General features: G+C 61.8%; 33 protein-coding genes. 32 read left to right on the top strand and 1 reads right to left on the bottom strand.

The features are described from left to right. Positions 1 to 47 precede the first annotated feature (47 nt). The 9 genes from HWY37_RS06650 to HWY37_RS06690 all read left to right on the top strand — a co-directional run bounded on the left by HWY37_RS06650 (position 48) and on the right by HWY37_RS06690 (position 4,985). Positions 48 to 563: a phage regulatory CII family protein gene (locus HWY37_RS06650; RefSeq protein ID WP_175209095.1), complete on the top strand. Its 516-nt coding sequence runs from the start codon at positions 48 to 50 to the stop codon at positions 561 to 563. After that, positions 557 to 862 carry a hypothetical protein gene (locus HWY37_RS06655; RefSeq protein WP_176088190.1) on the top strand — a complete coding sequence of 102 codons (306 nt, stop codon included), beginning with the start codon at positions 557 to 559 and terminating at the stop codon, positions 860 to 862. The genes HWY37_RS06650 and HWY37_RS06655 overlap by 7 nt, the downstream gene beginning before the upstream one ends. Then, on the top strand, positions 855 to 1,154 hold the full coding sequence (locus HWY37_RS06660) for a hypothetical protein (protein ID WP_175209097.1): 300 nt from the start codon (positions 855 to 857) through the stop codon (positions 1,152 to 1,154). The genes HWY37_RS06655 and HWY37_RS06660 overlap by 8 nt, the downstream gene beginning before the upstream one ends. Continuing rightward, positions 1,151 to 1,645 (top strand): nuclease domain-containing protein, encoded by a 495-nt coding sequence (locus HWY37_RS06665; protein WP_176088191.1) that lies wholly within the window; start codon positions 1,151 to 1,153, stop codon positions 1,643 to 1,645. The genes HWY37_RS06660 and HWY37_RS06665 overlap by 4 nt, the downstream gene beginning before the upstream one ends. Further along, positions 1,642 to 2,538, top strand: coding sequence for a replication protein (locus HWY37_RS06670; protein ID WP_176088192.1), 897 nt, complete (start codon positions 1,642 to 1,644; stop codon positions 2,536 to 2,538). Before HWY37_RS06665 ends, HWY37_RS06670 begins: the two co-directional genes overlap by 4 nt. Next, positions 2,510 to 3,259 (top strand): ATP-binding protein, encoded by a 750-nt coding sequence (locus HWY37_RS06675; protein ID WP_176088193.1) that lies wholly within the window; start codon positions 2,510 to 2,512, stop codon positions 3,257 to 3,259. The genes HWY37_RS06670 and HWY37_RS06675 overlap by 29 nt, the downstream gene beginning before the upstream one ends. Continuing rightward, on the top strand, positions 3,256 to 3,705 hold the full coding sequence (locus HWY37_RS06680) for a VRR-NUC domain-containing protein (protein ID WP_176088194.1): 450 nt from the start codon (positions 3,256 to 3,258) through the stop codon (positions 3,703 to 3,705). Before HWY37_RS06675 ends, HWY37_RS06680 begins: the two co-directional genes overlap by 4 nt. 86 nt (positions 3,706 to 3,791) lie before the next feature. After that, on the top strand, positions 3,792 to 4,280 hold the full coding sequence (locus tag HWY37_RS06685; protein WP_246302210.1) for a hypothetical protein: 489 nt from the start codon (positions 3,792 to 3,794) through the stop codon (positions 4,278 to 4,280). A gap of 534 nt (positions 4,281 to 4,814) precedes the next feature. After that, a complete protein-coding gene (locus HWY37_RS06690; RefSeq protein WP_175209102.1) occupies positions 4,815 to 4,985 on the top strand; it encodes a hypothetical protein in 171 nt (56 codons plus the stop codon). A 108-nt stretch (positions 4,986 to 5,093) separates the two neighbouring features. Here HWY37_RS06690 and HWY37_RS06695 read toward each other — a convergent pair whose 3' ends face one another. After that, positions 5,094 to 5,531, bottom strand: a complete 438-nt coding sequence (locus HWY37_RS06695; RefSeq protein ID WP_175209103.1) for a hypothetical protein — start codon at positions 5,529 to 5,531, stop codon at positions 5,094 to 5,096. 436 nt (positions 5,532 to 5,967) lie between these two features. Between HWY37_RS06695 and HWY37_RS06700 the strand changes: the two genes are divergently transcribed. The 23 genes from HWY37_RS06700 (at position 5,968) to HWY37_RS06810 (ending at position 25,447) form a co-directional block, all read left to right on the top strand. Beyond that, positions 5,968 to 6,174, top strand: coding sequence for a cold-shock protein (locus tag HWY37_RS06700; protein WP_054453614.1), 207 nt, complete (start codon positions 5,968 to 5,970; stop codon positions 6,172 to 6,174). Positions 6,175 to 6,995: 821 nt separating this feature from the next. Beyond that, the gene (locus tag HWY37_RS06705; RefSeq protein ID WP_175209104.1) at positions 6,996 to 7,286 is read left to right on the top strand and encodes a hypothetical protein; all 291 of its coding nucleotides are present in this window, start codon (positions 6,996 to 6,998) and stop codon (positions 7,284 to 7,286) included. Between the two features lie 94 nt (positions 7,287 to 7,380). After that, entirely contained in the window at positions 7,381 to 7,611 is a 231-nt protein-coding gene (locus tag HWY37_RS34865; RefSeq protein ID WP_217706382.1) for an HNH endonuclease signature motif containing protein, read from the top strand. A 108-nt stretch (positions 7,612 to 7,719) separates the two neighbouring features. Continuing rightward, positions 7,720 to 8,148, top strand: a complete 429-nt coding sequence (locus HWY37_RS06715) for a hypothetical protein (RefSeq protein WP_175209106.1) — start codon at positions 7,720 to 7,722, stop codon at positions 8,146 to 8,148. Continuing rightward, positions 8,126 to 9,895 carry a terminase large subunit gene (locus tag HWY37_RS06720; RefSeq protein WP_175209107.1) on the top strand — a complete coding sequence of 590 codons (1,770 nt, stop codon included), beginning with the start codon at positions 8,126 to 8,128 and terminating at the stop codon, positions 9,893 to 9,895. Before HWY37_RS06715 ends, HWY37_RS06720 begins: the two co-directional genes overlap by 23 nt. Before the next feature lie 140 nt (positions 9,896 to 10,035). Next, positions 10,036 to 11,190, top strand: a complete 1,155-nt coding sequence (locus HWY37_RS06725) for a phage portal protein (RefSeq protein ID WP_246302212.1) — start codon at positions 10,036 to 10,038, stop codon at positions 11,188 to 11,190. Beyond that, positions 11,180 to 11,881 (top strand): HK97 family phage prohead protease, encoded by a 702-nt coding sequence (locus HWY37_RS06730; RefSeq protein WP_175209109.1) that lies wholly within the window; start codon positions 11,180 to 11,182, stop codon positions 11,879 to 11,881. Before HWY37_RS06725 ends, HWY37_RS06730 begins: the two co-directional genes overlap by 11 nt. Before the next feature lie 4 nt (positions 11,882 to 11,885). After that, the gene (locus HWY37_RS06735) at positions 11,886 to 13,145 is read left to right on the top strand and encodes a phage major capsid protein (RefSeq protein ID WP_175209110.1); all 1,260 of its coding nucleotides are present in this window, start codon (positions 11,886 to 11,888) and stop codon (positions 13,143 to 13,145) included. Between the two features lie 55 nt (positions 13,146 to 13,200). Next, positions 13,201 to 13,449: a hypothetical protein gene (locus HWY37_RS06740; RefSeq protein WP_175209111.1), complete on the top strand. Its 249-nt coding sequence runs from the start codon at positions 13,201 to 13,203 to the stop codon at positions 13,447 to 13,449. A gap of 2 nt (positions 13,450 to 13,451) precedes the next feature. Then, a complete protein-coding gene (locus tag HWY37_RS06745) occupies positions 13,452 to 13,781 on the top strand; it encodes a head-tail connector protein (protein ID WP_175209112.1) in 330 nt (109 codons plus the stop codon). Then, entirely contained in the window at positions 13,781 to 14,155 is a 375-nt protein-coding gene (locus tag HWY37_RS06750; protein ID WP_175209113.1) for a head-tail adaptor protein, read from the top strand. Before HWY37_RS06745 ends, HWY37_RS06750 begins: the two co-directional genes overlap by 1 nt. 68 nt (positions 14,156 to 14,223) lie before the next feature. Then, positions 14,224 to 14,379: a hypothetical protein gene (locus tag HWY37_RS06755; RefSeq protein ID WP_175209114.1), complete on the top strand. Its 156-nt coding sequence runs from the start codon at positions 14,224 to 14,226 to the stop codon at positions 14,377 to 14,379. Further along, positions 14,376 to 14,861, top strand: coding sequence for a hypothetical protein (locus HWY37_RS06760; RefSeq protein ID WP_175209115.1), 486 nt, complete (start codon positions 14,376 to 14,378; stop codon positions 14,859 to 14,861). Before HWY37_RS06755 ends, HWY37_RS06760 begins: the two co-directional genes overlap by 4 nt. After that, positions 14,861 to 15,232, top strand: coding sequence for a DUF3168 domain-containing protein (locus tag HWY37_RS06765; protein ID WP_175209116.1), 372 nt, complete (start codon positions 14,861 to 14,863; stop codon positions 15,230 to 15,232). The genes HWY37_RS06760 and HWY37_RS06765 overlap by 1 nt, the downstream gene beginning before the upstream one ends. Before the next feature lie 63 nt (positions 15,233 to 15,295). After that, on the top strand, positions 15,296 to 15,793 hold the full coding sequence (locus tag HWY37_RS06770) for a phage tail tube protein (protein WP_175209117.1): 498 nt from the start codon (positions 15,296 to 15,298) through the stop codon (positions 15,791 to 15,793). A 9-nt stretch (positions 15,794 to 15,802) separates the two neighbouring features. Further along, a complete protein-coding gene (locus HWY37_RS06775) occupies positions 15,803 to 16,135 on the top strand; it encodes a hypothetical protein (protein WP_175209118.1) in 333 nt (110 codons plus the stop codon). 17 nt (positions 16,136 to 16,152) lie between these two features. Then, complete coding sequence (locus tag HWY37_RS06780) at positions 16,153 to 16,461, top strand: phage tail assembly protein T (RefSeq protein WP_125469954.1); 309 nt, start codon at positions 16,153 to 16,155, stop codon at positions 16,459 to 16,461. A gap of 9 nt (positions 16,462 to 16,470) precedes the next feature. Continuing rightward, a complete protein-coding gene (locus tag HWY37_RS06785; RefSeq protein WP_176088197.1) occupies positions 16,471 to 19,452 on the top strand; it encodes a phage tail tape measure protein in 2,982 nt (993 codons plus the stop codon). Between the two features lies 1 nt (position 19,453). Beyond that, positions 19,454 to 19,801 (top strand): hypothetical protein, encoded by a 348-nt coding sequence (locus tag HWY37_RS06790; protein ID WP_175209120.1) that lies wholly within the window; start codon positions 19,454 to 19,456, stop codon positions 19,799 to 19,801. A gap of 1 nt (position 19,802) precedes the next feature. Further along, positions 19,803 to 20,279, top strand: coding sequence for a DUF1833 family protein (locus HWY37_RS06795; protein WP_175209121.1), 477 nt, complete (start codon positions 19,803 to 19,805; stop codon positions 20,277 to 20,279). Continuing rightward, positions 20,279 to 20,665, top strand: a complete 387-nt coding sequence (locus HWY37_RS06800) for a hypothetical protein (protein ID WP_175209122.1) — start codon at positions 20,279 to 20,281, stop codon at positions 20,663 to 20,665. The genes HWY37_RS06795 and HWY37_RS06800 overlap by 1 nt, the downstream gene beginning before the upstream one ends. Next, the gene (locus HWY37_RS06805; protein WP_246302214.1) at positions 20,653 to 24,594 is read left to right on the top strand and encodes a TipJ family phage tail tip protein; all 3,942 of its coding nucleotides are present in this window, start codon (positions 20,653 to 20,655) and stop codon (positions 24,592 to 24,594) included. The genes HWY37_RS06800 and HWY37_RS06805 overlap by 13 nt, the downstream gene beginning before the upstream one ends. A 1-nt stretch (position 24,595) precedes the next feature. Next, positions 24,596 to 25,447, top strand: coding sequence for a hypothetical protein (locus HWY37_RS06810; RefSeq protein ID WP_175209123.1), 852 nt, complete (start codon positions 24,596 to 24,598; stop codon positions 25,445 to 25,447). Positions 25,448 to 25,455: the final 8 nt, after the last annotated feature.

Below are 25,455 nucleotides of genomic sequence, written 5' to 3' on the forward strand. Positions count from 1 at the left end.
CGGCAGGAGCGAAACCCTGTTATTTCCAGATTCCAAGGTAAGACCCAATGACCTGCCGCCACCCCTCCCACAACTGGCTTGATGTTCTCTACAACGATGTCCGCAGTACGCCCGGGGGCGTGAAGGAGGCTGCGTCGTTCCTGACGGAGCGTCGTGGCAAGAGCATTCACTACGAAACCCTACGCGCCAAGCTGAACGGCCAAGAGGGCGAGTCGATGACATTCGAGATGGCCGATCTGCTGACCGAATGGATGTCTCAGAAGGCGGGAGGTGCTGCATATGCGCATCGCTGGGCGCAGACCTATGCGACGGTTGAGCATGGCCTGACCTGCCTTGATGTACCCCCGCCGCCTGCGGGTGGATGGCCGGACGAGTTGAAAGCCGTGCTCGAAAAAGTGATGCAGGCGGGCGCGAAGGTCGGCGGCTTGAATGCTTCGACGCTGGAGGCCTTGGCGGATGGCCACATCGATGCCAATGAGCGCAGTCAGCTGTATGGGCTGTTCATGGAGTTGGCTGTCCTCGCATTCCGCGGCGCTCGCAATGTGTCGAGGGTGCAATGCTGACCCGTGGAACATCCGGAGTACCGGTGCGGGCGCGTAGCGCGTCCGCGGGGCGTAAGGGGGCGGCGCTGTCGCGCACGGCTGCAATGATGTGCAGCCGCGCGAAGTTCCAGCGGTGGGTTGTTTCCCGCATCGGCGCCGCCCCTGAGGGCGTGTCCCCGAGCCAGCACGCAGCGCAGTACGTGCGCGACATTTGCGGCATAACCAGCCGTGCCCAGCTGGACCACCACGCCCTGGCCGCCGGGATGTTCCATGAGGCCATTCGCAAGCCGTTCCTGGAGTGGAGCGGCATCTATGGGTGATTGCCTGCATATGTTCCGGGGCTACCGGGTGCCGGTGGAGGCGGTGGAAGCGGTCCGCCAGGCCATTATCGATACGCCGCGCCGTGTGGATGTGGGGGCGCTGCGAGCCATCGTTGAACCCGCGTTGTTGCCGGTAGATCCCTGGTTCAGCACATCTCGGGGCGTGGCCGCCCGCTGTGCCGTCGATTCTCTCCTGTTTGATGCTGTTCGAGCCGGCCTGATCAGGCGGCGCGTGAATGCGTGGCATCTGCCGGCATGGTGGCGTGTTCGAAAGCAAGCGGGGGCGGCATGACGTTGCAACGCAAGACGCCACTTCGCCAGAAGACGCCGATGAAGCGTGGCGCGCCGCTGAAGGCCAAGGCCCCGATGATGCGGGCCAAGCCGATGCCGCCGCCTCGCGCCTCCATGAAGGCGCGCAAGAAGAGCAAGAAGCCGCTCAAGACCGTGTATCGGAACCCGGTGCTGTTGGCTCTTGCTGAGGGCGAGGAATGTCTGCTGCGCGTGCCCAAGTACTGCCAGGGTGGCACGGACACCACGGTCGCCTGCCATTCCAACCGCCTGCGGGACGGCAAAGGGAAGGGCATCAAGGCCCACGACTGGGCTATCGCCTTCGGCTGCGGCGGGTGCCATTGGTTCATTGACCACTCCAAGGCCACGATGGAAATGAAGCTGTCCTATTTCATCCCGGGCTTGCGGCTTACGCGGCTGCGGATCGTTGCGATGGGCAAATGGCCGGAGGAAGCCGAGCGCGGGTATCAGCAGCTTTACGGGGAGGCGGCATGAGCGCCGTAGTCTTGAAGATGACGCCGAAATCTCCCCAGCTTGAGGAAGGCCACACGCAGATTTCCAACGAACTGCTGGAGGCGATCACTGCGCATCCGTTCAAGCAGACCACGCTGCGCGTGTTGCTGGCGCTTATCCGCAAGACCTACGGTTTCAACAAGAAGGAAGACGACCTGTCCGCCTCGCAGCTGGGGGTGCTGCTGGGCGACATGAAGCGCCAGCACGTCACCACGGCGCTGAATGAGCTTGCAGGGATGCGGGTCATCCACAAGCGGCCGGGCAAGTACGGCTCCATTGTGGGCATCAATAAGGACTATTCGCAGTGGCTTGATAGTCCGAAATCCGGACAGGTGAACGAATCTCGGACTAGTGGAACTACTAGTCCGAATCTCGGACAGGTGAACGAATCCGAGACTACCACTAGTCCGAATCTCGGACAGGTCGCTAGTCCGAAATTCGGACACACAAAAGACAACCTTCCAAAAGACAACCAACAAAAGAAATCTGCTGACGCAGATTCTTGCGCCGACCAGCTTGCGCTGCTTGGCGCCGAAGACGGCAATGCTCCGCCTCCCGTCGTTCAGCTTCCGCTGCAAGACGGCTCCGAGTTTCTGCCCACCGATGTCCAGCTCGCGGAGTGGAGCGCGGCTTTTCCTCAGGTCGATGTGCCGGGGGCGTTGAAGCGGATGCGGGTCTGGTGCACAGCCAAGCCGGCGAACCGCAAGACGCGCCGGGGCATCTCCGCATTCATCGTTAACTGGCTGGCCGGTGACCAGACAAAGGCAACAACCCCAGGGGCGGACCAGCGCCGCCCCGCGAAAGGAGCAAAGATCCATGGAAACTTCAGCAGCCAGGACTACCGGCATGGTGTTGACGACGATGGCCGGTTTTAACTTCGCCACGGAGGAGCGGCATTGCTCCGAGCATGGGGTGTTTACCGCCATGAAGACGCCGGTAGGGTGGTCGGACTGCACGATGTGCAATGCCAAGCGCCAGCAGGCCGAGCGCTTCCGCCTGGAGGCCGAAGCTAGCCGCCTGACCATCATGCGCCAGGCCGAGGTGCCCTTGCGCTATCACGGCAAGACGCTGGATAACTACGACGCCTTGAACGAAGGCCAGGGGCGCGCGCTGCGTGTGGCGACCGAGTACGCCGATAGCTTCGCCACTGCGCGGGCCGCAGGCCGCGGGCTGATCTTCTGCGGCACTCCGGGAACGGGAAAAACGCATTTGGCCGTGGGGATCATGCATCAGGTGCTGGAGGCCGGGTATTCCGCGCGCTTTGCCGTGGTGCTGGACGCCATGCAGGCGGTGAAAAGCACCTATCGCCGGGACGCGGCCAGCACCGAGGCCGCCGTGTTGGAGAAGCTGACGGCACCCGACCTTCTGGTGCTGGACGAGATCGGAAACCAGTACGGGTCCGACACCGAGCGGATGATCCTGACGAACGTCATCAACAACCGCTACAACGCGATGAAGCCCACCATCATGCTGAGCAACTTGGCAAAGGACAAGCTGGGGGCGGAGCTGGGCGAGCGCGTCATTGACCGGATGCGCGAAGGCGGCGGGCGCATGGTCATCTTTGACTGGGACAGCCACCGGGGGGCGCACGCATGAAGCCCTGGCCGAATACCGGCGCCAAGCGCTCGCCTCGCTGTTCCAGCAGTGCAGCGAAGCTCGGTGGCCCGAGCGAAGACACCATCCAGGCCCAGGTGATCAGGTGGGCGACCCTTCAGGCCGGCGTATATCCGGAGCTCGCGCGACTCTTCCATGTTCCCAACGGCGGCCAGCGCCATGCGGCAGTGGCGGCAAAGCTGAAGGGACAGGGCGTCAAGGCCGGGGTGCCGGATCTTTGCTTGCCCGTGCCGCGCTTCGGATGCCCGGGGCTGTGGATCGAAATGAAGACCGCCGACGGCAGGGTCAGCACGACCCAGAAAGATTGGATCGGATACCTCAAGGGGGCGGGGTACCGCGTCGAGGTGTGCCGCAGCTTTGATGAGGCGCGGGCAGTTCTCCTGAGCTATTTAGATCCGAAAGTCACTTTCACGCCGGGGATCTACTGATGGGGTGGCTTCGGCGTTGGGAGCGCGATGACCCGGCCAAGGTGCTGGAGCGGAATCAGGATCAGCGGGCCAGGCGGCGAGCCTGGGTGAACTGGAAAGAAATTCGAATCGACCCCTTCGGGGCAGTGTGGTTTGGCAAGGAGCAGGTTATGACGCGCGAAGAATCGGACGAAGTGGAATCCCTGGTGATGGGCTGGTATCGGTGGACTGCCGGCTATCGCCCCAATCTTGGAGTAGGGCGCGTGTCCATCTACGCCCGCGGCATTTCTGAGGCGGGCGCGCACGTCAGCGCGGACGAAGTGGACGAAAAGCTTGAGGCGGCCCGAGGCGAACAAGTGGAAGTGTGCATCGATGCGCTACGCTGGCAGCTGCGGGCGGCTATCGGTATCCACGCGGCGAACAAGCGGGCAGGCGCGCAGGTGTTCAGCAACCCGCGTTTGACGCCGGAGCAACAACACGCGGCATATCAAGAAGCAAAGGCATTGCTCTTGCCGGCGCTGCGCAAGCGTGGATTGATCCGAAGCGCGCCGAATGTTGCGCGGGGGCCTTGCGGGATTGCTTCGGCAGCTTTATAGTTCGTGTGTCGTGGGCAGAAACCACCCGCAATGAAGAACCCGCCACGCGAAAGCAGGCGGGTTTTTCACTTCTCGGCCTGTTGAATGAAAGTCACTGATGAATGGCTGTTGCGATGGCAGACCCCTAATGGGGGCTACAACAGGAAGCAGTTGACGTTGTTGGGCGTTCCTTGGCCCCCCAAGCGTGGATGGAAGCACGATGTGCTAGGCCGCGAGATTTCGGAGGGGGCCGCACGCGCCTTTGAGGTTGACTCTGGTCAACTGGGAGCGGGCTAACCAAACAGTCCCCCCGCCGGTATTTGAGGATGCAAAGTCTATTGGGTACTGGGCGGACTCTCGCTACACTTGGCGAAAGTCACGCGGAAGGGGGCCAGAGATATGGCGCATCGGCAGTTGTATTCCGAGTTTCCAGCTAAGGATAGGAAAGTGATAGATCGTGTCATTCGGTCTCACGAGTACCAAAGGGGGCCGACAGTGAGACAGGAGCTTTCTAAGCTTGGAATCGATGTCCCGCTTTGGACGCTATATCGCCGCATGACTCAATTGAAGGAGCAGGATGCCGCTGCGCCGATGGAATCCGGCGCGATCGTGCATATCATTGACCGGAAAATGGGCACGATGAAAGTTATCGAGGTGGAGGTCGCGGCATCGCGGGTGGAAACGGCAGTATTACGCTTGGATCGTCACGCCAAAGCTGGAAGGTAGCTATCAGGCGTGTTGTTGCATTACCAGATTGACCCGCCGAGCGAAAGCAGGTGGGTTTTTTCTTGCGTCTTTTCTACATTGCTCGCTGGCTGTGAACTAGCCCATGCTTCAACGCTTAACACGCATGGACACGTCCACATGCGTGCCACGATCTAAATCTGCTCCAGGTGTTTTTTCCCAGTGAGGAAGAGAAAGCAATTCGTTGCCTACTTCGCCAGCTTGGATGCGGCGTGCTACGTCATCGAGCAATAGGGTGCGATTCGCGAAGTTCTCGCCTCTCAGTCCACCGATGAAAAGCCGATAGGTGAGGTTGGGAATTTGGCCCTTCATGACCCCCAGATCAAGTACTTGACCCTGTTCGTTTCGAATTAGCAGATGGCCTGGGCGAGCGTAGATACGGTAGATGCGCCATGGTAATGAAATGGCCGCATGGATTGGCTTCGTTCTTATACTCGGGTCTCGTTTCGCACTTTGAGGAGCGGGCGACGGAAGGGACTTAATTAAGGCATGCGCGAATTTGGCAATGGACCTTTTGATCGCCCTCACGTGCCGGCCGCCAATCGGGCGAACGTTGCCCTTTGCCGGTTAAGCAGGACGAGGGAATTCTGCTGGCGTTGTACTCGATGCATACTTGTACTCCCGAATGGCAAGACGGCGAGGTGACGCGCGTTCAATTGCCAAATGCGCAGGGTACGCGACTTGTCACTTGCATACTGGATCAATGGAAGGTCGTTACATAAAACTCGGCTAAGTGTTGCACCATGCAAGATCGGCCTGCCTGGCCAAGGGCTTCAATCGTAGTTTGGTGCTATTTGGAAACGTAGGTTGACTTTCGAAGATTGCGCACCCATAGTGAGTAAGCGGCTTTTCGAGCATCGCGATTTCCGGCCGGTCTTGCGCCCTTCAAGGTGCTTCATTGTTCGCAGTCCTTTCCTTGACTAGCTCCCTTTCGGGCGGTGCCCGCTATGTAAGGAGTCGAAGAATGGAAACCGGAATTGTTAAGTGGTTCAATGATGCTAAGGGCTTTGGGTTCATCATGCCAGAGGATGGCGGCAAGGACCTATTTGCTCATTTCTCTGAAATCGTGAGCGGCGATGGCCACAAAGTTTTGGTCGAGAATCAACGCGTGAGTTACGTCACAGCGCAAGGGGCTAAGGGCCCGCATGCGACGCAAATTCGCGCGTTGTGAACAACGGTCCTGAACTGATGAACGGACAGGGAGGACTAATGTTCCATAACAACATGGTCTATAAAGGTTATCGACTGACAGCTAGTGTCTCTCGCATATCGGTGGGAGGCAGTCGTCGGCCCGCTTTTACCGCAACTGTGGCATTGGGTACCGTTTCGGATCAACATGAGTTGAACGAACCACAAGTCGTACCGCTTTTTGCCTCAGGAGGGTTTGTATCAAGCCCAGTAATGGCGGTAGATGCCGCCATAAATCATGGGCGTTATTTGGTCGACGCGCACGTGCGGCCTTCCTGAGCGGCGTCCGCCAGTCTGCCTGACGGTAGGTTTTTTCATATGTATCGATAGGCGGCGCGATGTTGATTCAGCAAATGAGCAGATACGACCTGGCAAATCGGCTGCGCGAGATGGCAGATGCGATAGAGCGAAACGTACTCATCCATTGGGCCACGCTTGAGATGAGCGCGATGTCCATTGGGGAATTTGCGTCGGGTGAATGTCCGGGGGCCGAAGGGCAAATGCAAGGTCCGACAGCGCCAGAGAGTGTGGTCGAGCAAACTATTACGATTAGGCTGATACGCGAAAGCTGAGTGCTTTGCCCGCCTAAATCACAATGATGGATCTGAATCCGCCTGACGAAAGTAGGCGGATTTTTTCATTTGTCCGGGATCCGTTCTAAGTGAGCCGCCGGTTGCCACAACCGTTCCTCTACCTTCCCGCTACCGAGGACCGCGCGCTGGGCATGGCGCGCGGGGGTTGGGTCGTCGCGCCGGGCGGTGTGCAGTAGGTAGCACCCGGCACCTATTCAACGAAGGAATCCATATGCGCCTATCTGTGATGCCAGGTGATGCTGTCTATCGTGCCTATCGGCGCCTCCCGCGTTCGGTGCGCCCGCGCGTGCTTCTGGATGGGGTGGAGGTTCGGCGTTGCGTGACCGTCGATACCCGACGGGGCTTTGTCCTGGCCTTTGCTGTGGACACCGCCGGGCAGGCAGTGCTCAATGCTCGGCGCACTGACGTGAAGATGGAGCGCCGTTACGGTCGGGTCGAGATCGTACTGGTGCGCAACTGTGGTTTGCTGTCCGTAGATGCCGATCCGTCCAGGAAAGCTTAAGCGGGTGGTGTCGACGGCCAGGCATGAGCCTGAGCCCCCCGCGTACGGCCAGGGCCGCGGCGGTCGGCCCTGGCGTCGGCTGCGCGATCAGATCATGGAGCGCGACGGCGGGCTGTGTCAGTGCGAGGCCTGTCGCGCCCGGTTGCTCCCGCGTGTCGCTCATGAGGTCGACCACATCGACAACACACGGGATGTGGCCGGGAGGCTGAACGACCACCCCAGCAACCTGCGCGCGGTGAACAGACACTGCCACGCGGAGAAGACCCAGGCCGAGGCCCAGAGCGCAAGGGGCCGACGAACGGGCAGAACGAGCCCGAAATCGTGACAGAAAGGGGAGGGGAGGGTCGAAAGTTGCCCCGATTTTGCCGGACACCCGACGCCCAGCCTTTTTTTTGCGCAGTCACATCAGAAAAACGCGTTTTTTGGAGGCGATATGGCCCCACCGAAGAAGCCGGTCGCGCTGAAAGTTGTGGCCGGCACCTCGCGTGCGGACCGTGACGCTCCGCCCGAAGCCCCGGCCGTTGAAATGCCGCTGGTCTCGGACGTCCCGGAGGCGCCGGAATGGCTGCCGAACAAGCACGCCGAGGCCGAATGGGACCGGCTCACCCGCATCTTGCATTCGAACCGCCTCCTGACCGAGGCGAGTTTGTCGCCGCTGGCGATGCTCTGCGCGTTGCACGGGAAGCTGGTGCAACTATGGATGGCCGGCGAAACCCCTACCGGTCACATGCTCGCGCAGTACCGCGCCCTGGTTGGCGAATTCGGCCTAACTCCTGTCGCTCAGGGGAAGGTGAAGGGGTCAGCCGCTGGGGAGCAGACGGGCAACAGGTTCAAGACCAATGGGAAGCGTCGCAGCGCGTGACTATGTCGGCATCGCCACCAAGTATGCGGAGGCGGCGGTGGCCGACAAGGGGCGCAAGAAGCATGGGCGTTGGATTCGGCTCGCCGCGAAGCGATTCCTAGACGACCTGAAACGGGCACGGCGTCGCGGAACGCCGTTCTTCTTCGACGAGTGGCACGCGAATGATGCATGCGACTTCATCGAAAAGCTGCCGCACGTAGAGGGCAAGTGGGAAACGCCCACCATCGTCATGCACCCGAGCCACGTCTTTTTCGTGGTGCAGTTGTTCGGGTTCCGCCGGCGTGACGCAATCAAGGTCGAGGGCTGGGGCGACGACGACACATTCCATCCCCGGCGCTTTACGTCCGCGCTGTTCGCGGTGGCGCGAAAGAACGCCAAGAGTACGCTCGCCTCGGCGATCCTCTTGTACTGCCTGTGCTGCGAGCCGGAAGAGGGCGCGCAGGTTATCAGCGCGGCCACCACCTTCGACCAGGCCAGCATTATTTTCCGCGCGTCGAAGCGCATGGTGGAGAAAACGCCTGACCTGGCAGAAGCCTTCGGCCTGGCCACATGGGCGAAGTCCATCAGCCGTTTCGAGACGGGCAGCAGCTACAAGGCCGTTCACGCCAAGGCCAGCACGCAGGACGGTCTTAATCCGTCCCACACTGGCCTGGACGAGATCCACGCGCACAAGACGGCCGACCTGTTGAACGTGCTGCAGTCGGCCGCTGGCGCGCGGGCAAACCCACTCTGGCTGTTCACGACCACCGAGGGATACACGAACGCCGGCCCTTGGGCCGAAATTCGCGCCTTCGTGTTCGCGCTGCTGCGCGGCGTATTGGGCACGCAGGCCGACCACTTTCTGGCCTTGTTCTACGCGCTGGACAACGAAGACAAGTCCGCGAAGATCACGCAGGACGATGAGTTTGACGAGTCGAAGTGGATCAAAGCGAATCCGCTACTGGACGTCAATCCGCACCTGAAGGCGGCGATCCGAAAGGAGGCCGTCGAAGCCAAGCAAATGCCGTCCAAACTGGCGGAGTTCCGCATCAAGCGGTGCAACCGGCCGGCATCGACCGCCAGCGGTTGGGTGGACCTGACCAAGTGGGCCAAGTGTGGGGGCGCTGTCGACCTGGACTGGCTGGCGGGCTACCCATGCTGGGGCGGCCTGGACCTGGCCAGCACCACGGACATCGCCGCGTTCCGCCTGCTGTGGCTTGTCGATGGTGTCTGGTACACGCACGGCTGGCGCTGGGTGCCGTCCGAGGCGGTGAAGCAGCGCACCGAGCGCGCCACAGTGCCGTATGCCGGTTGGGTGGAGGCTGGGTACTTGCTCCAGACCGACGGCGACGTGACCGACTACGCGGTTATCGAGCGCGACATATTGGCCGCGGTGCAGCGCTTCGACCCGCAGCAGATCGCATACGACGCCTGGAACGCGGCCGACCTGGTGAACCGTCTGGTGGCGGCGAGCGTGCCGATGGTGCAGTTCGTGCAAGGCACCAAAAGCTACCACCCTGCGATGCAGGCGCTTGAGTTGGCCTACGTGGGCGGCAGGTTGGTTCATGGCGGTGATCCGGTTCTGGCGTGGTGCGCTTCGAATCTGGTGGCGCGCCGCGATGTGAACCTGTCCATGGCGCCGGACCGAAAACGTTCTGCGGACAAGATTGACGATATGGCTGCGCTGCTGATGGCCATGGGCCTGGCGGTGGCCACGGATGAGGGCGACGACCTCGGCGACTTCCTGAGCAACCCAATTATTACTTGAGACCTATGAGCGAAACTAAAACCAAACCTCCGGGGCGCTTGAAGTCGAGAGTCTTGAAGTGGCTAGGCGTCCCTATCTCGCTCACAGATGGGACGTTCTGGAATTCCTTTTACGGGTCCGAATCCTATTCTGGAAAGGCCGTGACGGTCAGCACGTCCCTGCAGCTTTCCACCGTGTGGGCATGCGCAAACCTACTTTCGCGAACGGTCTCGACGTTGCCCCTAAACATCTATCACCGGCTGGGTGATGGTGGTCGCGCAGTCGCCAGAGACCATGTGCTCTATAGGCTGCTTCACAGCCAGCCCAATGCCGATATGACGGCGGCGGTGTTTCGGCAGGTGATCCTGGCGCATCTACTGCTCTGGGGTAATGCCTACGTTGAAAAGTCACTCTCCGCCGGCCGCCTGGTCGCGCTCACGCCGTTGATGCCGGGCCAGATTGAGAAGAAGCGGCGGGAGAACGGCGCATTCTTCTACGCGTACACGGACGCGAAGAACGGCAGGCGCCGGGAGATAGAAGAAGGGCACATGATGCACATCCCGGCGTTCACCATGGACGGCCTCATCGGCCTGTCGGTGATCGGGTGTGCCCGCCAGATCTTCGGCAATGCCATGGCGGCGGAGGAGGCGGCCGGCCAGACCTTTGCGAACGGCATGAAGTCGTCCGGAATGGTGACGATGGACGCTGTGCTGAAGCCTGGCCAGCGCGAAGAGGTCCGTCAGCACGTCAAGAGCGTGTCTGCGGAGGGCGGCGTGATGGTGCTAGAGAAGGGGTCTTCCTTCCATCAGCTGTCCATGAATCCGCAGGACGCCGAGCTTTTGGCCACCCGCGAGTTCGGTGTAGAGGAAATCTGCCGGTGGTTCGGCGTGCCGCCGCATATGGTGGGCCATACCGGCAACTCCACAAGCTGGGGCTCTGGCCTTGAACAGCAGGTACTCGGGTTCCTGACTTTCTCTTTGCAGCCGTGGCTGACCCTCATCGAGCAGCAGATAAACAAAGACCTGCTTGAGCCCGTCGAGCGAGCCGATTACTACGTTGAGCACGTCGTTGAGGGTCTGATGCGCTCTGACAGCGTGGGCCGCGCGGCGCTGTACTCGTCGGCGGGTCAGAACGGTTGGATGACGCGCGAGGAAATCCGCAGCAAGGAAAACCTGCCGAGGAAGGAAGGCACTGACGTTCTGACGGTGCAATCGAATCTGACGCCGCTGGCGCAACTCGGACAGGCAACATCTGCCGCCAAGGCGCGCGACGCTATCCGCGATTGGCTCAACGAGGAAAAAATCCATGAAACGTAAATCAGGCGCGATGCAGGTTCGCTCATTCGATTATGAAGTCAAGGCCGTCCAAGATGATGGCCTTTTTTCTGGCTACGGCTCAGTCTTCGGCGTTGTCGATTCATACAACGAAGTTGTTGCGCCGGGGGCGTTCAAGGACAGCATCGAACAGACGCGGGGCAAGGGTCGAACCTTTCCGGTTCTCTGGCAACACCGCAGCGGCGAGCCGATCGGGAACTGGGATATCGACCAGTTGAAGGAAGACTCTCACGGGCTGCACGGCACTGGCCAACTGTGGCTGGATGACGCTACCTACGCCAAGACGGCGTATCGCGGCATGAAGACCCGCGCGATTACCGGCCTGTCGATTGGCTATTACGTCCGTGAGGACAGCTACGACGAAAAGACGCGTATCCGCACGCTAAAGCGCCTCGACCTGGTGGAAATATCCATCGTCACGGCGCCTGCGAACGAGGAAGCGCGAGTCGACGAAATCAAGGCTCGAATTGCCCATGGGGGCATGCCGGACCTTCCCGATTTTGAGCGGTTCCTGCGCGAGGCAGGCTTCTCGAAATCTCAGGCCGCGGTGATCGCCAATCGAGGCCTGAAACACCTGCTCGACCGGAGCGAGTCCGGGAGCGAGGCGAATGAAGAAACCGCTGGACTGATCAAGCAGATCGGCCGGCTCGAACTTCCTACTTTTCAAAGGTAACCAAATGGGCCGCTATACCAATCTGGCACACAAGCACGAATTCGGACGCAAATCCGCCGATAACGCGGGGCGTCTGGATGACACCCTGGAACTGAAGGGTCTGGTCAAGGCGCTGAACGACCGCGACGAAGAAATCAAGGCCTTCGCCGAAAAGGCGTCGGCCGAGATCAAAGACCACGGCAAGATCCTCGATGACACGAAGAACATCCTGGAAACCCTTTCGAAGAGCGGCATCGACTTGACCACGCGACTTGTCGAAGTCGAGCAGAAACTCGCCCGCCGCGGCGCCGCCAATGATGAGCAGGCCGAAAAGTCCATCGGAGAGCAGTTCACTGAATCCGACGACTTCACCGGCCTGGCCTCGAAGGGCCGCGGCATCGCCCGCATGAACGTCAAGGCGGTCACCAGTATCACCAGCTCGACTACCGGAACCGGTGGCGTGGGCGCCGCGATTCAGCCCACGCGCGTGCCGGGCATCATCTCGGGCCCGGATCGCCCCTTCACCATCCGTGATCTGATCATGCCGGGCCGTACCGGGTCGAACTCGGTCGAGTTCGTGCAGGAATCCGGCTTCCAGAACATGGCAGCCCCCGTGGCCGAAACGGCGGCGAAGCCCCAGTCGGACCTGTCTTTCGAGCTGAAGACCACGACCGTCAAGACGATCGCCCACTGGTTCCTGGCCTCCAAGCAGGTTCTGGCCGACATCCCGCTGCTGCAGAGCTACATCAACGGACGCGCGATCTACGGCCTGAAGTACGTCGAGGAAAACCAGATCCTGGCCGGCGACGGCACGGGTCAGAACCTCCTGGGCCTGATTCCCCAGGCGACGGCCTTCAACGAATCTCTGCGCAAGGCTGGCGACACCAAGATCGACCTGCTGCGCCGCGCGATTCTGCAAGTGCGCATCGCTGAATACCGCGCCAGCGGCATCGTGCTGAACCCTGTGGACTGGGCCGACATCGAGCTCCAGAAGGACGAACAGGGGCGCTACATCTGGGTCAACGTGGTGGACGGTGGCGTGCCGCGTCTCTGGAAGCTGCCGGTGGTGGACACCACCGCGGTTCCCGAAGGCGAATTCCTGGTGGGTGCGTTCAACATCGCCGCTCAGGTCTTCGACCGTGAAGACGCCGCCGTGGAAGTCTCGACGGAAGACAGCGATAACTTCCGCAAGAACATGGTGACGATCCGCGCCGAAGAGCGTCTGGCGATGGCGGTCTACCGCCCCGAATCGTTCGTCCACGGCGAGTTTGCGACCACGCCGTAATACGGCCACCGATGAGCGGGCCGGCTGGGTCCGGCCCGCTCAAATGGAGAAAGTCATGTCCTACATCGCACGTAAAGGCTTCCTCAATGGGAGCGAGTATCAGCCGCGCGGACGGCCGATAGATGTATCGGGCGAGCGCGCGAGAGACCTGCTCCGGCTTGGCCTGATTGTCGAAGCAGGGGACACGGCGGCGCCGGAACCTCAGAACAAGATGGCACCGGCTCCCAGGAACCAGGCCAAGGCTGGAAGCGCGCGGCGGCCCGCTGATAAGCCCGTCGCCACCAAGGCGGACGGCAAGGAATAGCGATGTCGGTGATTCTCCTGGAAAGGGCCAAGGCCGTACTGGACGTGATCCACGCCGCGGACGATGCCAAGCTGCAGACGCTGCTGGATGGAGCCGAAGACGAGGCGGTGCAGTTCATGAATCGCGGGTTGCTCCAACCATACCCGGCGGAGACTCTTGTTGACGGTGTGCTTGTACCCGTTCCGCCGCTGGATGTGCCGCCGGCCAGCATGGTGCTGGGCGTGCTGCTGCTCCTGCAGGCCGCCTACCAGGCGACGCCCGACGATGCCGAGAAGCTGCGGCGCGCGGCCGAGATCAAGCTGCAGCCGTTCCGTATCGGCTTGGGGGTGTGATGCTTGCTCATCGACTACGCCACCGTGTGACTTTCGAATCCAAGGGTGAGCCCTTGCGTGACGAAAACGGCTACATCGTTCCTGGCAGCGGCGGCTGGCGGCCCGTGGTGCTGGCGGACGGCTTGCGGCTCGAAGATGTGCCCGCCGAGGTACTGACGGGACGCGGCCGCGAGTTCCAGGGCGGCAACGCTACCCAGGCCGAGGTCAGCGCGCGGGTGAACCTGCGCTGGTTTCCGACCAGCCCAACGCTGCTGGCGTCCTGGCGCCTGCTCTGGGACGGTCAGATCTTCAATATCCAGTCCGCCGAGACGGACGCCACCGCACGCCGCGAGTGGCGGCTGCGTTGTGTGGATGGACCGAGCGAGGGTCAGTAACCATGGGAATTCCCGAAACCAAGGCACCGCCGCCACCGCCTGTCTGGAAAGGCCCAGCACTCAGTCAGATGGACCGCATCGAGGCTGGCCTGGCTCGAATCGAGGGAAAGCTGGAAGTACTGCTGGAGGCTCTGGCCGCCGACGGTGATCAGGATGAGTTGCCCGGGATGACGCTGGACGGGGATCCGGCCGGCGAGGCCAGGCCGGAAGGGGAGCCGCTGTGAAAGTTGAAATGAGGTTGCGCGGCGTCGATGACGTGATGCGAACGCTTCAATCGCTACCGGCCGAGGTCGTCTCCAAGCGCGGTGGACCTGTCAAGACAGCGCTGGCGCGCGGTGCCCGGTATTTGCGGGACAGGGCCAAGGAGAACCTGCGGGCGACGATTGCGCAGAGCGGCGACGAGTCCACCGGCTTGCTGGTGCAGAACGTGATCGCCAGCCGCGGCAAGCCGCCTATCGGCAGTAATGGCGAGCGTTATCTAGTGCGCGTTCGTCAGAAGACCTACGCGCGCAAGGGCAAGGAGCCCGTCACGACCCGCAAGACGGCAGCACTGAAGGAGTACGGCTCCAGCCACCAGCCAGCGACGCCGTGGCTGCGGCCGGCTGTTCAGCAGCACGGCCAGCGGGTAATCGAACTGGTGAGCGCTGACGTGGTGCGCCAGATTGAGAAGGTCGTCGCCAAGGCCAGGCGTGAAGGGAGGCTGTGATGCTGGCACCGGTATTCAAGACGATCAACACGCAGGAGGTGCGTGGTCATGTGGGTGACAAGCCCAGAATCTACGGATCAGGAATGGCGCCGCAGGGCGTGTCTGCCCCGTACATCACCTGGTTTACGGTCATCGATAACCCCTACGACCAGCTAAGCGGGCCTCCAGACGCCGACAACGGCACGGTCCAGATCGACTGCTGGACAGGCCCGAACGATGACCAGGAAGCGGCGTGCATATCGCTGGCGGGGGCGGTGCGCGATGCGCTGGACGTGGCCGGCATCGCAAATCGAGTTTTCATCCACACCCGCGAGACCGATACCAAGCTGTTTCGCATTGGGCTACAGGCCGACTTCATCAGAGGCCGCTAGGCCGTCATTTTTTGCAGAACCATTAGCCCGCGATGTGCGGGCCTTTTTCATTGTGAGGTCACCATGACTGCTGGCGTTATCAAGACCCAGGGCACGCACCTGTTCGTGCTCAATACCCTGGCCACCCCGGATCCGGCCATTCTGAAGATGGCCTGCCCCACCGGGATCACGGGCCTGGGGGCGGGTACCAAGTCGCAGATCGACGTTACCTGCCTGGATGCGACCGAGGACCAGGAATTTATTCCGGGCCTGGGCGCTCCCGGCCAGGTGTCGGTCCCCTTCAACTTCATTCCGACGGCAGAGTCGCACCAGGGCGTGCTCACGGATCTGAAAGAGTCCGGCGCGGTGCTGGACTGGATCATGGGATTTTCCGATGGCACGGCGGCGCCCACGCTGGGTGCAGGTGGTGCGCTGACCCTGCCGGTTAACCGCACTTGCGCCCGTTTCCAGGCATACATCGCGGAAGTGACGATCGATGCCGCCACCAACGACCGGGTGACTGGAACCATGACGCTGCAGCGTTCGGGCAAGGTCACCTGGAACTTCAAGCCGGCGGCGTAAGGGGACGACATGGAAAAGCAAGCACTGCCGGACGCGCTCTTCGTCAGCGACGAGGTCGTGGCCCGCGAGGTCGAGTTGGGCGACGGCAAGACGCACACGCTCTATTTCAAGGCGATCAGCCACGTCGAATTCAACAAGTGGGTTGCTGCGTTGACGTCCCCGGACGAAGACGTGCGCGACCGCGCCCACAGCCGCCTGGTCGTTGCCAGCGTGGTGACGGCCGAGGGCAAGCCCGCGCTGAGCCTGGATCTGGCCAATCGCATCAAGCCCAAGGTCCTGCGCAAGCTTTCCGACGTGATCGCCGAGATCAACGACTTCGCGGACTTGCGGGGAAAAGGCTAACGGGCGAGGTCCGCTTCTTGCACATCCTGGCGCTGGCCTTGGGGCGGACCATCGGGGAATTGAAGAGCATGACGGAGGCCGAGTTTCGATCCTGGCAGCAGTTTTACGAGGAGTCTCCTTTTGACGACCTGCACCGCTACCACCGCCCCGCGGCCATGTTGGCGCAGGTCCAGGTTGGCGGGGACTTCCCGGCACGCCTGGATTGGCTGGTGGGCGGAATGGGTCTTCGGGAAGACGACGACCAGATGCCGTTGCTCTCGGATCAATTCTCTGAAGCGGACCTAAAGACGTTCGCCGCCCTTGGAATGAAGCCCTCGCGGGCATAGGTGAATTACATGTCAACTGCCGGATCAATCGTCGTCGACCTGCTGGCTCGGACCGGCAGTTTCGAGACGGACATGGACCGTGCTGCCCGCACTACCCGCCGGGCGGCGCGTGAAATGGAGCAGAGCGCTGAACAGGCCGGATCGTCCTGGACTCGCGCCTCTGCACTGATGGGGGCAGCGTTTGCCGGTATCTCGGCGGGTACGGCTCTGACCGCATTCGTCCAGAACACGATCAACGCTCAGAACGAGCAGGCGCAGCTGGCCGCTGTGCTGGTGTCGACTGGACGCGCCGCGATGATGAGCGCCGACAGCCTGAACGCCATGGCGGATGCCATCGAGTCGGCCAGCACGATCTCGGCCGGCGAGGTGACCGAAGCCCAGACCGCGCTCTTGGCGTTTACCGGGGTTGCTGGCCAGGAGTTCCCGCGCGCAATGCAGGCGGCTGCCGACATGGCGGCGCGCACGGGCATGACCATTCGCGCGTCCGCCGAGACGATTGGCCGCGCGCTGGATATTCCCTCGCAGGGGCTGGCCGCTTTGAGCCGGCAGGGGTTCCGCTTCACGGAGGAACAGAAGGCTCTGGTGGAGCAGCTGGAGCTATCCGGCCGTACTGCTGAAGCGCAGGGAGTCGTGCTGCGCGCCCTGGAGGAAAGCTACGGCGGAGCGGCGGCGGCCGCGCGCGACACGTTGGGCGGCGCGTTGATGGGCCTGCGCAACACGGTGTCCGCGCTGCTGACCGATGAAAACGGCAGCCTGAACGGGTTGCGGTCGGCCATTGAGGCAGTGAACGACGCGCTCGGTTCAGACGCCGCTCGCGATGGACTCAACGCGCTGACGGTGGGCGCTGGCGCCCTGGCGGTCGTGTTGGGCACTCGGTTGACGGCCGCCACCTTGTCGTCGGCAGGTGCGTTTGCTGCCGCCCAGGTCGAAGCTGCGCGCTATCAAGCCACGCTTGCGCGGATGGCTGGAGTGAGCGCGCCCGCGGCCGCCGGATTGGCTGGTATCGGAGCCGTTGCACGGGCATCAAGCGCGGCTCTTGCGCTGGTGGGCGGGCCGGTGGGAGCAGTCACGCTCGCCCTTGCCGGAGCGGCCTACGCATGGACCCAGTACGGACGGGACGCGCGCGACTCGGCGTCGGCTGGTGCGCGGGAAGTGGCCGACACCAAGCGAAACGTTGATGACCTGGTGACGTCGTTTCAGAAACTGAACGAGCTGCAGCGCCAGCAGGTAATCAGCATCAAGACGGACGACCTGAACGCGGCCCTAAAGGAAAGCCAAGCCGCCGTTTTCGAACTGGGCAATGCGTTCAAGCCTGCGCTGACGGAGGGTACCCGCGCCGCCGCCCAGTACCGTGCTGACTTCACCGCAGAAATGAAGGCTGTGGCGTCCGACACCGGCCAGTCGTCTGAGCAAATGGCCGCCTCGCTTGCGGCCCTGGTCGAGTCCTACATCTCGTCGGGTCGCGCTAGCGAGTCAAGCCGCGGGCGGCTGGTGGAGCTTGCGCAGAAGGTCATCGAAACCTCGGGGAACGTGGCAGGCTTGCGCCAGGAGATCGACGCGCTGACGGGGGCGCAGGCTGCAGCGGCGGGGGGCGTGGCACCTGTCATCAACGAACTGGACAAGTATCGGGCCGCCTATGACAAGTTCCTGAAGGAGTTCGCCACGCCCGGCGAGCGGCTTAAGGGGGCGGAGAAGGAGTGGCGCGAGGCGCTGGGACCGCTTTTCGACAGTGATGCGCAGAAGCGGTTGAACGACCGGTTCCTGCCGAAGGGTGGCGCCCAGCAGGCAAGCGAGTTGCAGGGCTTGGTTAAACGCCTGGAAGAGCAGCGCGCGACCCTGGGTATGACCGCTGACGCCCAGGAGCGCTATCGAATCGAGCAGGCTAAGGGTTCGGATGCGCACCGCGCCCGAGCCCTGGCGCTGTTCGACGAGATCCACGCCTGGAAGGAGGCCGAGGAGGCCACGAAGAAGGCTGCGGAGTCTGCGCGCTACTTCGACGCGATCCAGCGCGAAATCGACTTGTATCAGCAAGCACGAGACATCGAGGTTGCTGGCGTTGGGATGCCAGACTGGCAGCGTGAGCAGATGGAGCAGGAGGTAGCGATTCGGCAGCAATACGCCGAACGCCGCCGCAAGCTGGAGGAAGACCAGCAGGTCGAATCCACGCGCTTGGCGAAGTCGACATACGAGGCGCGGATTGAGGCCTTGCGCGCTGCTGAAGAGCGCCAGGTTGCAATTCTGCAGGATTCCGCAGGCCGCAAGCGTGAGGCAGAGTCCTCGTGGCATCTGGGCATGGTGCGTGGGCTGGGAAACTACGCCGACAGCGCGATGAACGTGGCCTCGTCCATTGAAGGTGCGGTGACCAACTCGTTTTCTGGCATGGAAGACGCGCTTACTGGCTTTGTCCGTACGGGAAAACTGAGCTTCAAGGATCTTGCCGACAGCATCATTTCCGACATGGTTCGTATCGCCATCCAGCAGAGCGTCACGGGCCCGCTGGCTGGCGTTCTTGGGAATGTGTTGGGTGGCTGGCTGGGTAGCGGCTCCTCGGTGTCCGGCTCAAGTCTGCAGGGCATTGGCGGCACCGCCGGCGGCTTGCTGGACGGGATCAGGTTTTCCGCTGGCGGCTATACCGGGAATGGTGGTCGCTTTGAGCCGGCTGGCATCGTGCATCGCGGCGAAGGCGTGCTGAACCAGGATGAGATCCGCGCCTTGGGTGGCGCGGGCGGCTTCAATGCTCTACGCCGCTCCATCCGGACCGGACACGCCGCAGGCGGAATGGCCGGGTCCCCGGTGTTGCCGCCGCCTGTTGGCCGTTCGCCGCCAGGTGGCGACCTTCGTGTCGAAATCGTGAATAACGGCACGCCGCAGCAGGTGACGGGCGTGAATCGCAGCTTTGACGTGAGCGGCGAAGTGATCAGCATCGTTGTGGCCGACTTGCAGAGAAATGGTCGTTCCGCGCAGGCGGTTCGGGGCGTGATGGGGACGTGATATGGCGACATTTCCGAACTACGCAAAGATCCTCCTTACCGGATTCAGCGAAGAACCTGATTACGGCGTGCTGCGTACCGACATGGACGGCGGCATCGCAAAGCAGCGCCCGCGTTGGACGATGCCAATTGTCACCCGCGATGCAACTATTCATGTTGATGGCGTGGCGCAAAAGAACGCGTTCGATTTGTGGATGCGAACCGACTTGAATGGCGGCGTGGGCTGGTTCGATTGGGTTGATCCCCTTGACGGGGTCACGAAGCAGGCGCGGTTTGTCTCCGGGAAGATCTCATGGTCTAGCCCCGGGCTTCGGTGGCGGGGGGCCGTCCAGATCGAAACGGTGGGCTGACATGGCACGAAATTTTTCCTCCAGAGCGAAGCGCAACGTCAATGCGACCAGCGCTGGTGAGCCGCTGATCGAATTGATCGAGATAACGCACAGAGACCTTGCTGTTCCGGCGCGTTTTGCGAACGACACCGCCGATATCGCCGTGGAGGGCAGCACGTTCGTGGCCTGTCGCTTCGATCTTTCTATCCCGGACGACAAGGACGGGCAGGTGTCGAGCGCAAAGCTTGAAGTCGACAACATCGGGCGCGAGCTGACGCAGTGGCTCGAAGTCAGCCAGGGCGGCGCTGGGGCGAAATGCCGACTGATCATGGTGCTGCGCTCGAATCCCTCGAACCTGGAATTCGACATGACGATGGACCTGACGGGGTTGTCGATCACGAACACCAGGGTTGGTGGTGATATGGGGTTCAAGAACACGCTTATGCAGTCGGCGGTCACGATGCGATATGACCCGACGACGACGCCGGGGATCTTCTGATGCATTGGTCCGATAAATATCTGAGCCTTCCCTATGTACCGGAATCGGGCGACTGCGCAGCGCTTGCGGCACTGGTTGCGCGGGAGACATTCGGGATTAATGCCGAAATTCCTAACTCGCACGAAGTGACGCTGCGGGCACAGGCAGCGCAGATTGCGCGCGTGAAGGCCGACTTTGCCGATCGAGTGGATGAACCCGTCGAAGGCCATCCCGTGCTTCTGCTGTCGCGCGGTGACCTTTTTCACATCGGTGTCATGTGCCGGCTGGCTGGCGAGTGGTGGGTACTGCACGCTGACAAGACGTTCGGGGCTGTCATCCGTCAGCGCCTGCGCTTCATGACGACGATCGATTACAAGATTGAAGGGTTCTACCAGTGGAAATCGTAGAAAAGAAGCCCGAGACGGTGTCGGTAAATCCGTCGCTGCTGGTCGTTCGCAACCCCTTCGTTGCATCCGCAGGCCGAGACGCGTTTTGCGCTCCTTTCCTGCCCGGTGAAACCCTGGGGCGCTACTGCGAGCGTCTGGGAGTCGCGTTGCCGTCGCGCGTGGTCAATGTCTGGCACAACGGGCGGCCGGTGCCTATCGGCATTTGGCAGAGACTGATCCCGCGAAATGGCGACCAGGTTGTCATCCGTGCGAAAGGAGAGGGTGGCGGTGGCGGCGGGAAGGTGCTGCGCGCAGTGGCGATGGTTGCCCTCGTAGTCGTCAGTATGGGTTACGGCGCAGCGCTGGGCGGGGCGCTTGGATTCACCGGCGCAGCCGCGGGGGCGGTGGGAAGTGGAATCATCATGATGGGCGGGTCGTTGCTCATCAACGCCTTGATCCCAATGCCAACTCCGACTGCCGCGAAGCTGGGCGCGGGGCAGAAATACGAGAGTAGCCCAACCTACGCAATCCAGGGGGGGCGTAATCGTCCTCGCCCTTGGGAGCCGATGGCAATTGTGTTTGGGGAACACAAGGTGGTCGCAGACATCGGCGCTAAGCCCTACTCCCAGTATGTTGGCGACACGCAGTTTCTGAATCAGATCTTCCACTTTGGTTTGCAACTGAACTCTGTCTCTTTGAACGATTACAGGATTGGCGAGACGCCAGTGCTGAATTTTCAAGGGGTTCAGATGCAGTCGTCTGACCCCAGTACCGGGGGCTTGACCATGTTCCCCGGCAACGTAGACACGCTGCAGGGATTTACGCTGCAGGCTGGCGTGATCAATACCAGGACGACCCCGAAAGACGTCACGCACATTTCCGTCGAAGTGGCGTCCCAGTTGTTCTACGTGAACGATTCTGGCGCCATGGAATCGCGGACTGTTGAGCTTCGGCTGCAGTACCGTCCAGTCGGTGGTGCGTGGGTAGATATTGGGCTGCTCAATGATGCGACCTACGCGACCCACTATTGGGCGAAGATGCAGATCGTGTCCGGACCAGGCGGCGGCGATGCCGGTGAGGGATACACGCGGGAACAGCAGATCGGGTTCGGATCGACCAATTCCGCCGACCATACGGACGGTGAAACGTTTGTCATCAAGCCTGGCTACAGCTTCGGCGGTGGCGATGCGGGCGTGACCGTTGTGCCGCCGGTGATGGGCGTTTGGCGGTGGAAGCCACACCCTTTCCAGGTCGGCCAGCCCTGGGCCGGAATTGCGCCTGATCCGTTGCTCGGCTACAGCACGACCCCTGGCGTGCGCGTCACCGGGGGCAGGCAGGAGCCGACGCGGAAGACGATTTCTTGGGATGTCCCCGTTGGCATGTATGAGGTGCGCGCCTGGAAGGTGACCGCGGACATTCAGAGCAGCCGAGAATCGAACCAGACGGCGATCAGCCAGATACTGTGCTATCAGACCGACACGGCGGATTACTCGGGCCAACTGCGTGTTGCCTTGCGAATCCAGGCTTCGGCGCAGCTCAACGGAGCGGTTGACGAATTCAGTGCCATTGCAACCGCGTGGTGCTCGATCTGGACCGGCTCCGACTGGCAGTGGGCGCCGACGAGTAACCCAGCATGGTGGTTTCTGTGGTTCGCGCGCGGCAAGCTTGACAACAGTGGGCATCGAATCTACGGCGGTGGCATGAGCGATGCCCAGATCGACATCGAGGCGATCAAGGCCTGGGGTTTGTGGTGCCACACCAATAGGCTCACGTTTGACTACGTGCTGGATCGCAAGATGAGCACGGCGTCTGTGCTTCAGATGATCGCGCGCGCCGGGCGTGCCTCGATGACCTACCAGACTGGGAAGCTTGGTGTCATATGGGACGCGGCGGACACGCCCGTCACCGCGATGTTCGGCCCGTTCAATGTCCGCGCCGGGTCCTTCAAGGTGGCATACATCAACGAAGGCACCGTGGATGAGATCGTTGCGAACTTCATCAACAAGGACGCCGGCTGGGTGATGGACGAGGTTCGCGCCAAGGTGCCCGGCGTCGTTGCCACGAACAATCCCTTGCAGCTCGACCTGGACGGCTGTGTCTACGCTGACATGGCCGGACGGGAAGCGAATCTTCTGGCTGCAAGTCAGGTCTGGCGGCGGCGGCAGATTTCCTGGGAAACCGACATCGAGGGGATGGTGTGCACCCGCGGCGACGTGGTGTCGTTCTCACACGATTTGACGGTGTGGGGATACTCGGGGCGCATGATGCCCGGTAGTGGCGGCACCACGATAAAGCTGCAGAACAAGGTGCCCAGCGACGGCCACGGCATTGCGATGCTCCGCGATCCGGACGGCAACATGAAGACTGTAACCGTCGTGTCCGCTGTGGGTGATGTAGATGAGCTGACGATCATCTCGCCGCTGGATGGTTTCCCGATGCCGGGCGCGGCCGGCTTTGAAGAGTGCGCGCCGTTCGACTGGGCGTGGCAGTTCGATCCGCTCGCGACGCCGGGACGTCGATTCAAGGTCTCCGGTGTCGCACCGGCGGGCGACGGACTGAGATTCGAGGCCGTTGATGACGACCCGGAGTATTACGCCTGCGAGGACAACCCATATGCGTATACGCCGCCGAGAGACGGGGCGCTGCTGGTAGGGGTGGTGTTCTCGATCAGCGCGACGGAGGCCATCGTCAATGCCAGCAGCGATCAGATTCGCGTGACGCTTACCTGGGCGCTCTCGCGAGAAATGCCCGTTCTGGCGGTGGTTTTCGTGAACGGAGTTCAGCGCCTGGCGCAGAACATCGAGGGGCGCTCGACGGATCTGTTGGTTCGGACTGGGGACGTGATCACCGCCACGGTGACGCCGAACGGCCCAACAGGGACGGGGACACCACGCGAGACTACCTACGTTGTCCAAGGGCTGAATGCGCCACTTCCGCCCGTTGAGGGTTTGACAACGGTGTTCCGTGACGGGCTGACGGTGCTCAGCTGGCGCAAGGTATCCGACGTTCGTGATCCAGACTACGAGGTCAGGATCGGCGATTCCTGGTCGAATTCCCGGATCGTTGGTTCAACGCGCGCACAAGAGATGCTGGCGGTGGGCAATGGGAGCTACTGGGTAGCGGCCAGATTCAGGCTGTCAAATGGTCAGGTCGTTTACGGGCCTGCGGCCGGCATAACGGTTTCCGGCGCGGTGCTGGTCAGGAATGTCCTGCTGACGCAAGACGAAGCTCCTGACTGGACTGGCACGGTATCCGGCGGCGCGGTGGTGTACGAGAACCAACTGACGCTCGCGGCGCTGGGCGATGTGCTGGCGAGCCCGGACCTGTTCGCCGAGTCGGATTTGCTGTGGCTTGGTGGGGTGGCCTCAGATGGAATCTACACGAATGCGGCTTCGGACCAAGTCGACATCGGGTATGTGACGCCTGTCCGCCTTGATTTCAGCATCGATTATCTGGCCATCAGTCAAGATGATGACCTATTGACGATCCCGGACTGGCTGGCGGCGGAAGACCTGCTCAATGGCTCAGCCCGACAGGCCATCACTGTTCGCCCGCAGATTCGAAGTGCTCAGGTGGCAGGGCAGTGGTCGGAGTGGGTGGACTTCGTTCCAGGGCTGATCAACGCGCGCTACTTCGATGTTCGGTTGTACTTCGCCACTTCGAACGCGCGCATCTTGCCGTTCGTCAGGCATTTCGTGTGGACGATAGACGTGCCTGATCTTTTGCAGCGCGCCGAGTCTGTCTCTGTCCCGGTCGCGGGCATGCGGGTCACGTATCCCAAGCCCTTTCACGCACGGCCAAACCTGCAGATCACCATTCTGGACAGTCAAAACGGCGATCGCGCGGTCGTGCAGGACGCGACGGCTGGCGCGACGGGCTTCGACGTCATTATTTTTAACGGCTCCACGGCGGTGGGGCGAAAGATTAACTGGATTGCACAGGGGTTTTGACATGCAAGATAACTCGCAGATTCCAACCACGCCGCCGTTGCCCGGCAACGTCGCGATTCCCGCGATCAACAGGGCCCTTCAGACGATAGCCACCGATTTTTCAGGGCCCAACGATCCGGCAGCGTTGGCGTGGCCGTACAGCTGCTGGGCTGATACCGCAAACCAGGTCTTGAAGCGCCGCAATGATTCGAACACGGCCTGGGTGATCGAATCTGAATTGTTCAAGCGGGCGTATCCGACGACGGGCGGCATCATCAACGGCCAGGTGTCGGTCTACAAGGACAACCAGTCTGGCTTCGCCAATGCGGCCATCATCGCAGGCACGGCGAGTTCCACGGTCGGTGACGCCGTCATCTCGTTGGCGGTAAGCGGTGCCGACGCTGCACAGATTCTGCTATCGCGAGCTGACCCAACGGCAGTGAAGATCCTGGATGCCTCGGGATTGCCCAAGAATCTGGAGGTGAAGGCGGCCACGGCAGTGAATCACGCGGTGATCAAGTCCCAGATGGATGCCGAACTTGCCACGAAGCAGCCGGCTGGGAGCTACGTTACCTCTACCAACACGACGCCTATTTCGGTGACCTGGGATGGCTCGCAGTTCCAGGCCGCGGGGGGAGGGGCATATCGGGGCGCGTTGTGGCATTCCGGGAACTTCGACCCGAACACGAAGGCGACGAAGGGCGCCCTTGTGCAGCACGACGGGGCGATTGTTGAGGCGGGGCCGACCTACTTTATCCAGTTGGTCGATCCGAGTCAGGTGGACTTCCCGAACCCGTTTGTGATGATCGGGATGCGTCGGGTGAACAATTCCGCGATCGTCTACCTGCGCGGCATTTCTCTGAAGATGATCTAGGGAGGAGC

Source organism: Achromobacter anxifer, assembly GCF_903652925.1.
GTDB classification, from domain to species: Bacteria; Pseudomonadota; Gammaproteobacteria; order Burkholderiales; family Burkholderiaceae_B; genus Achromobacter; species Achromobacter anxifer.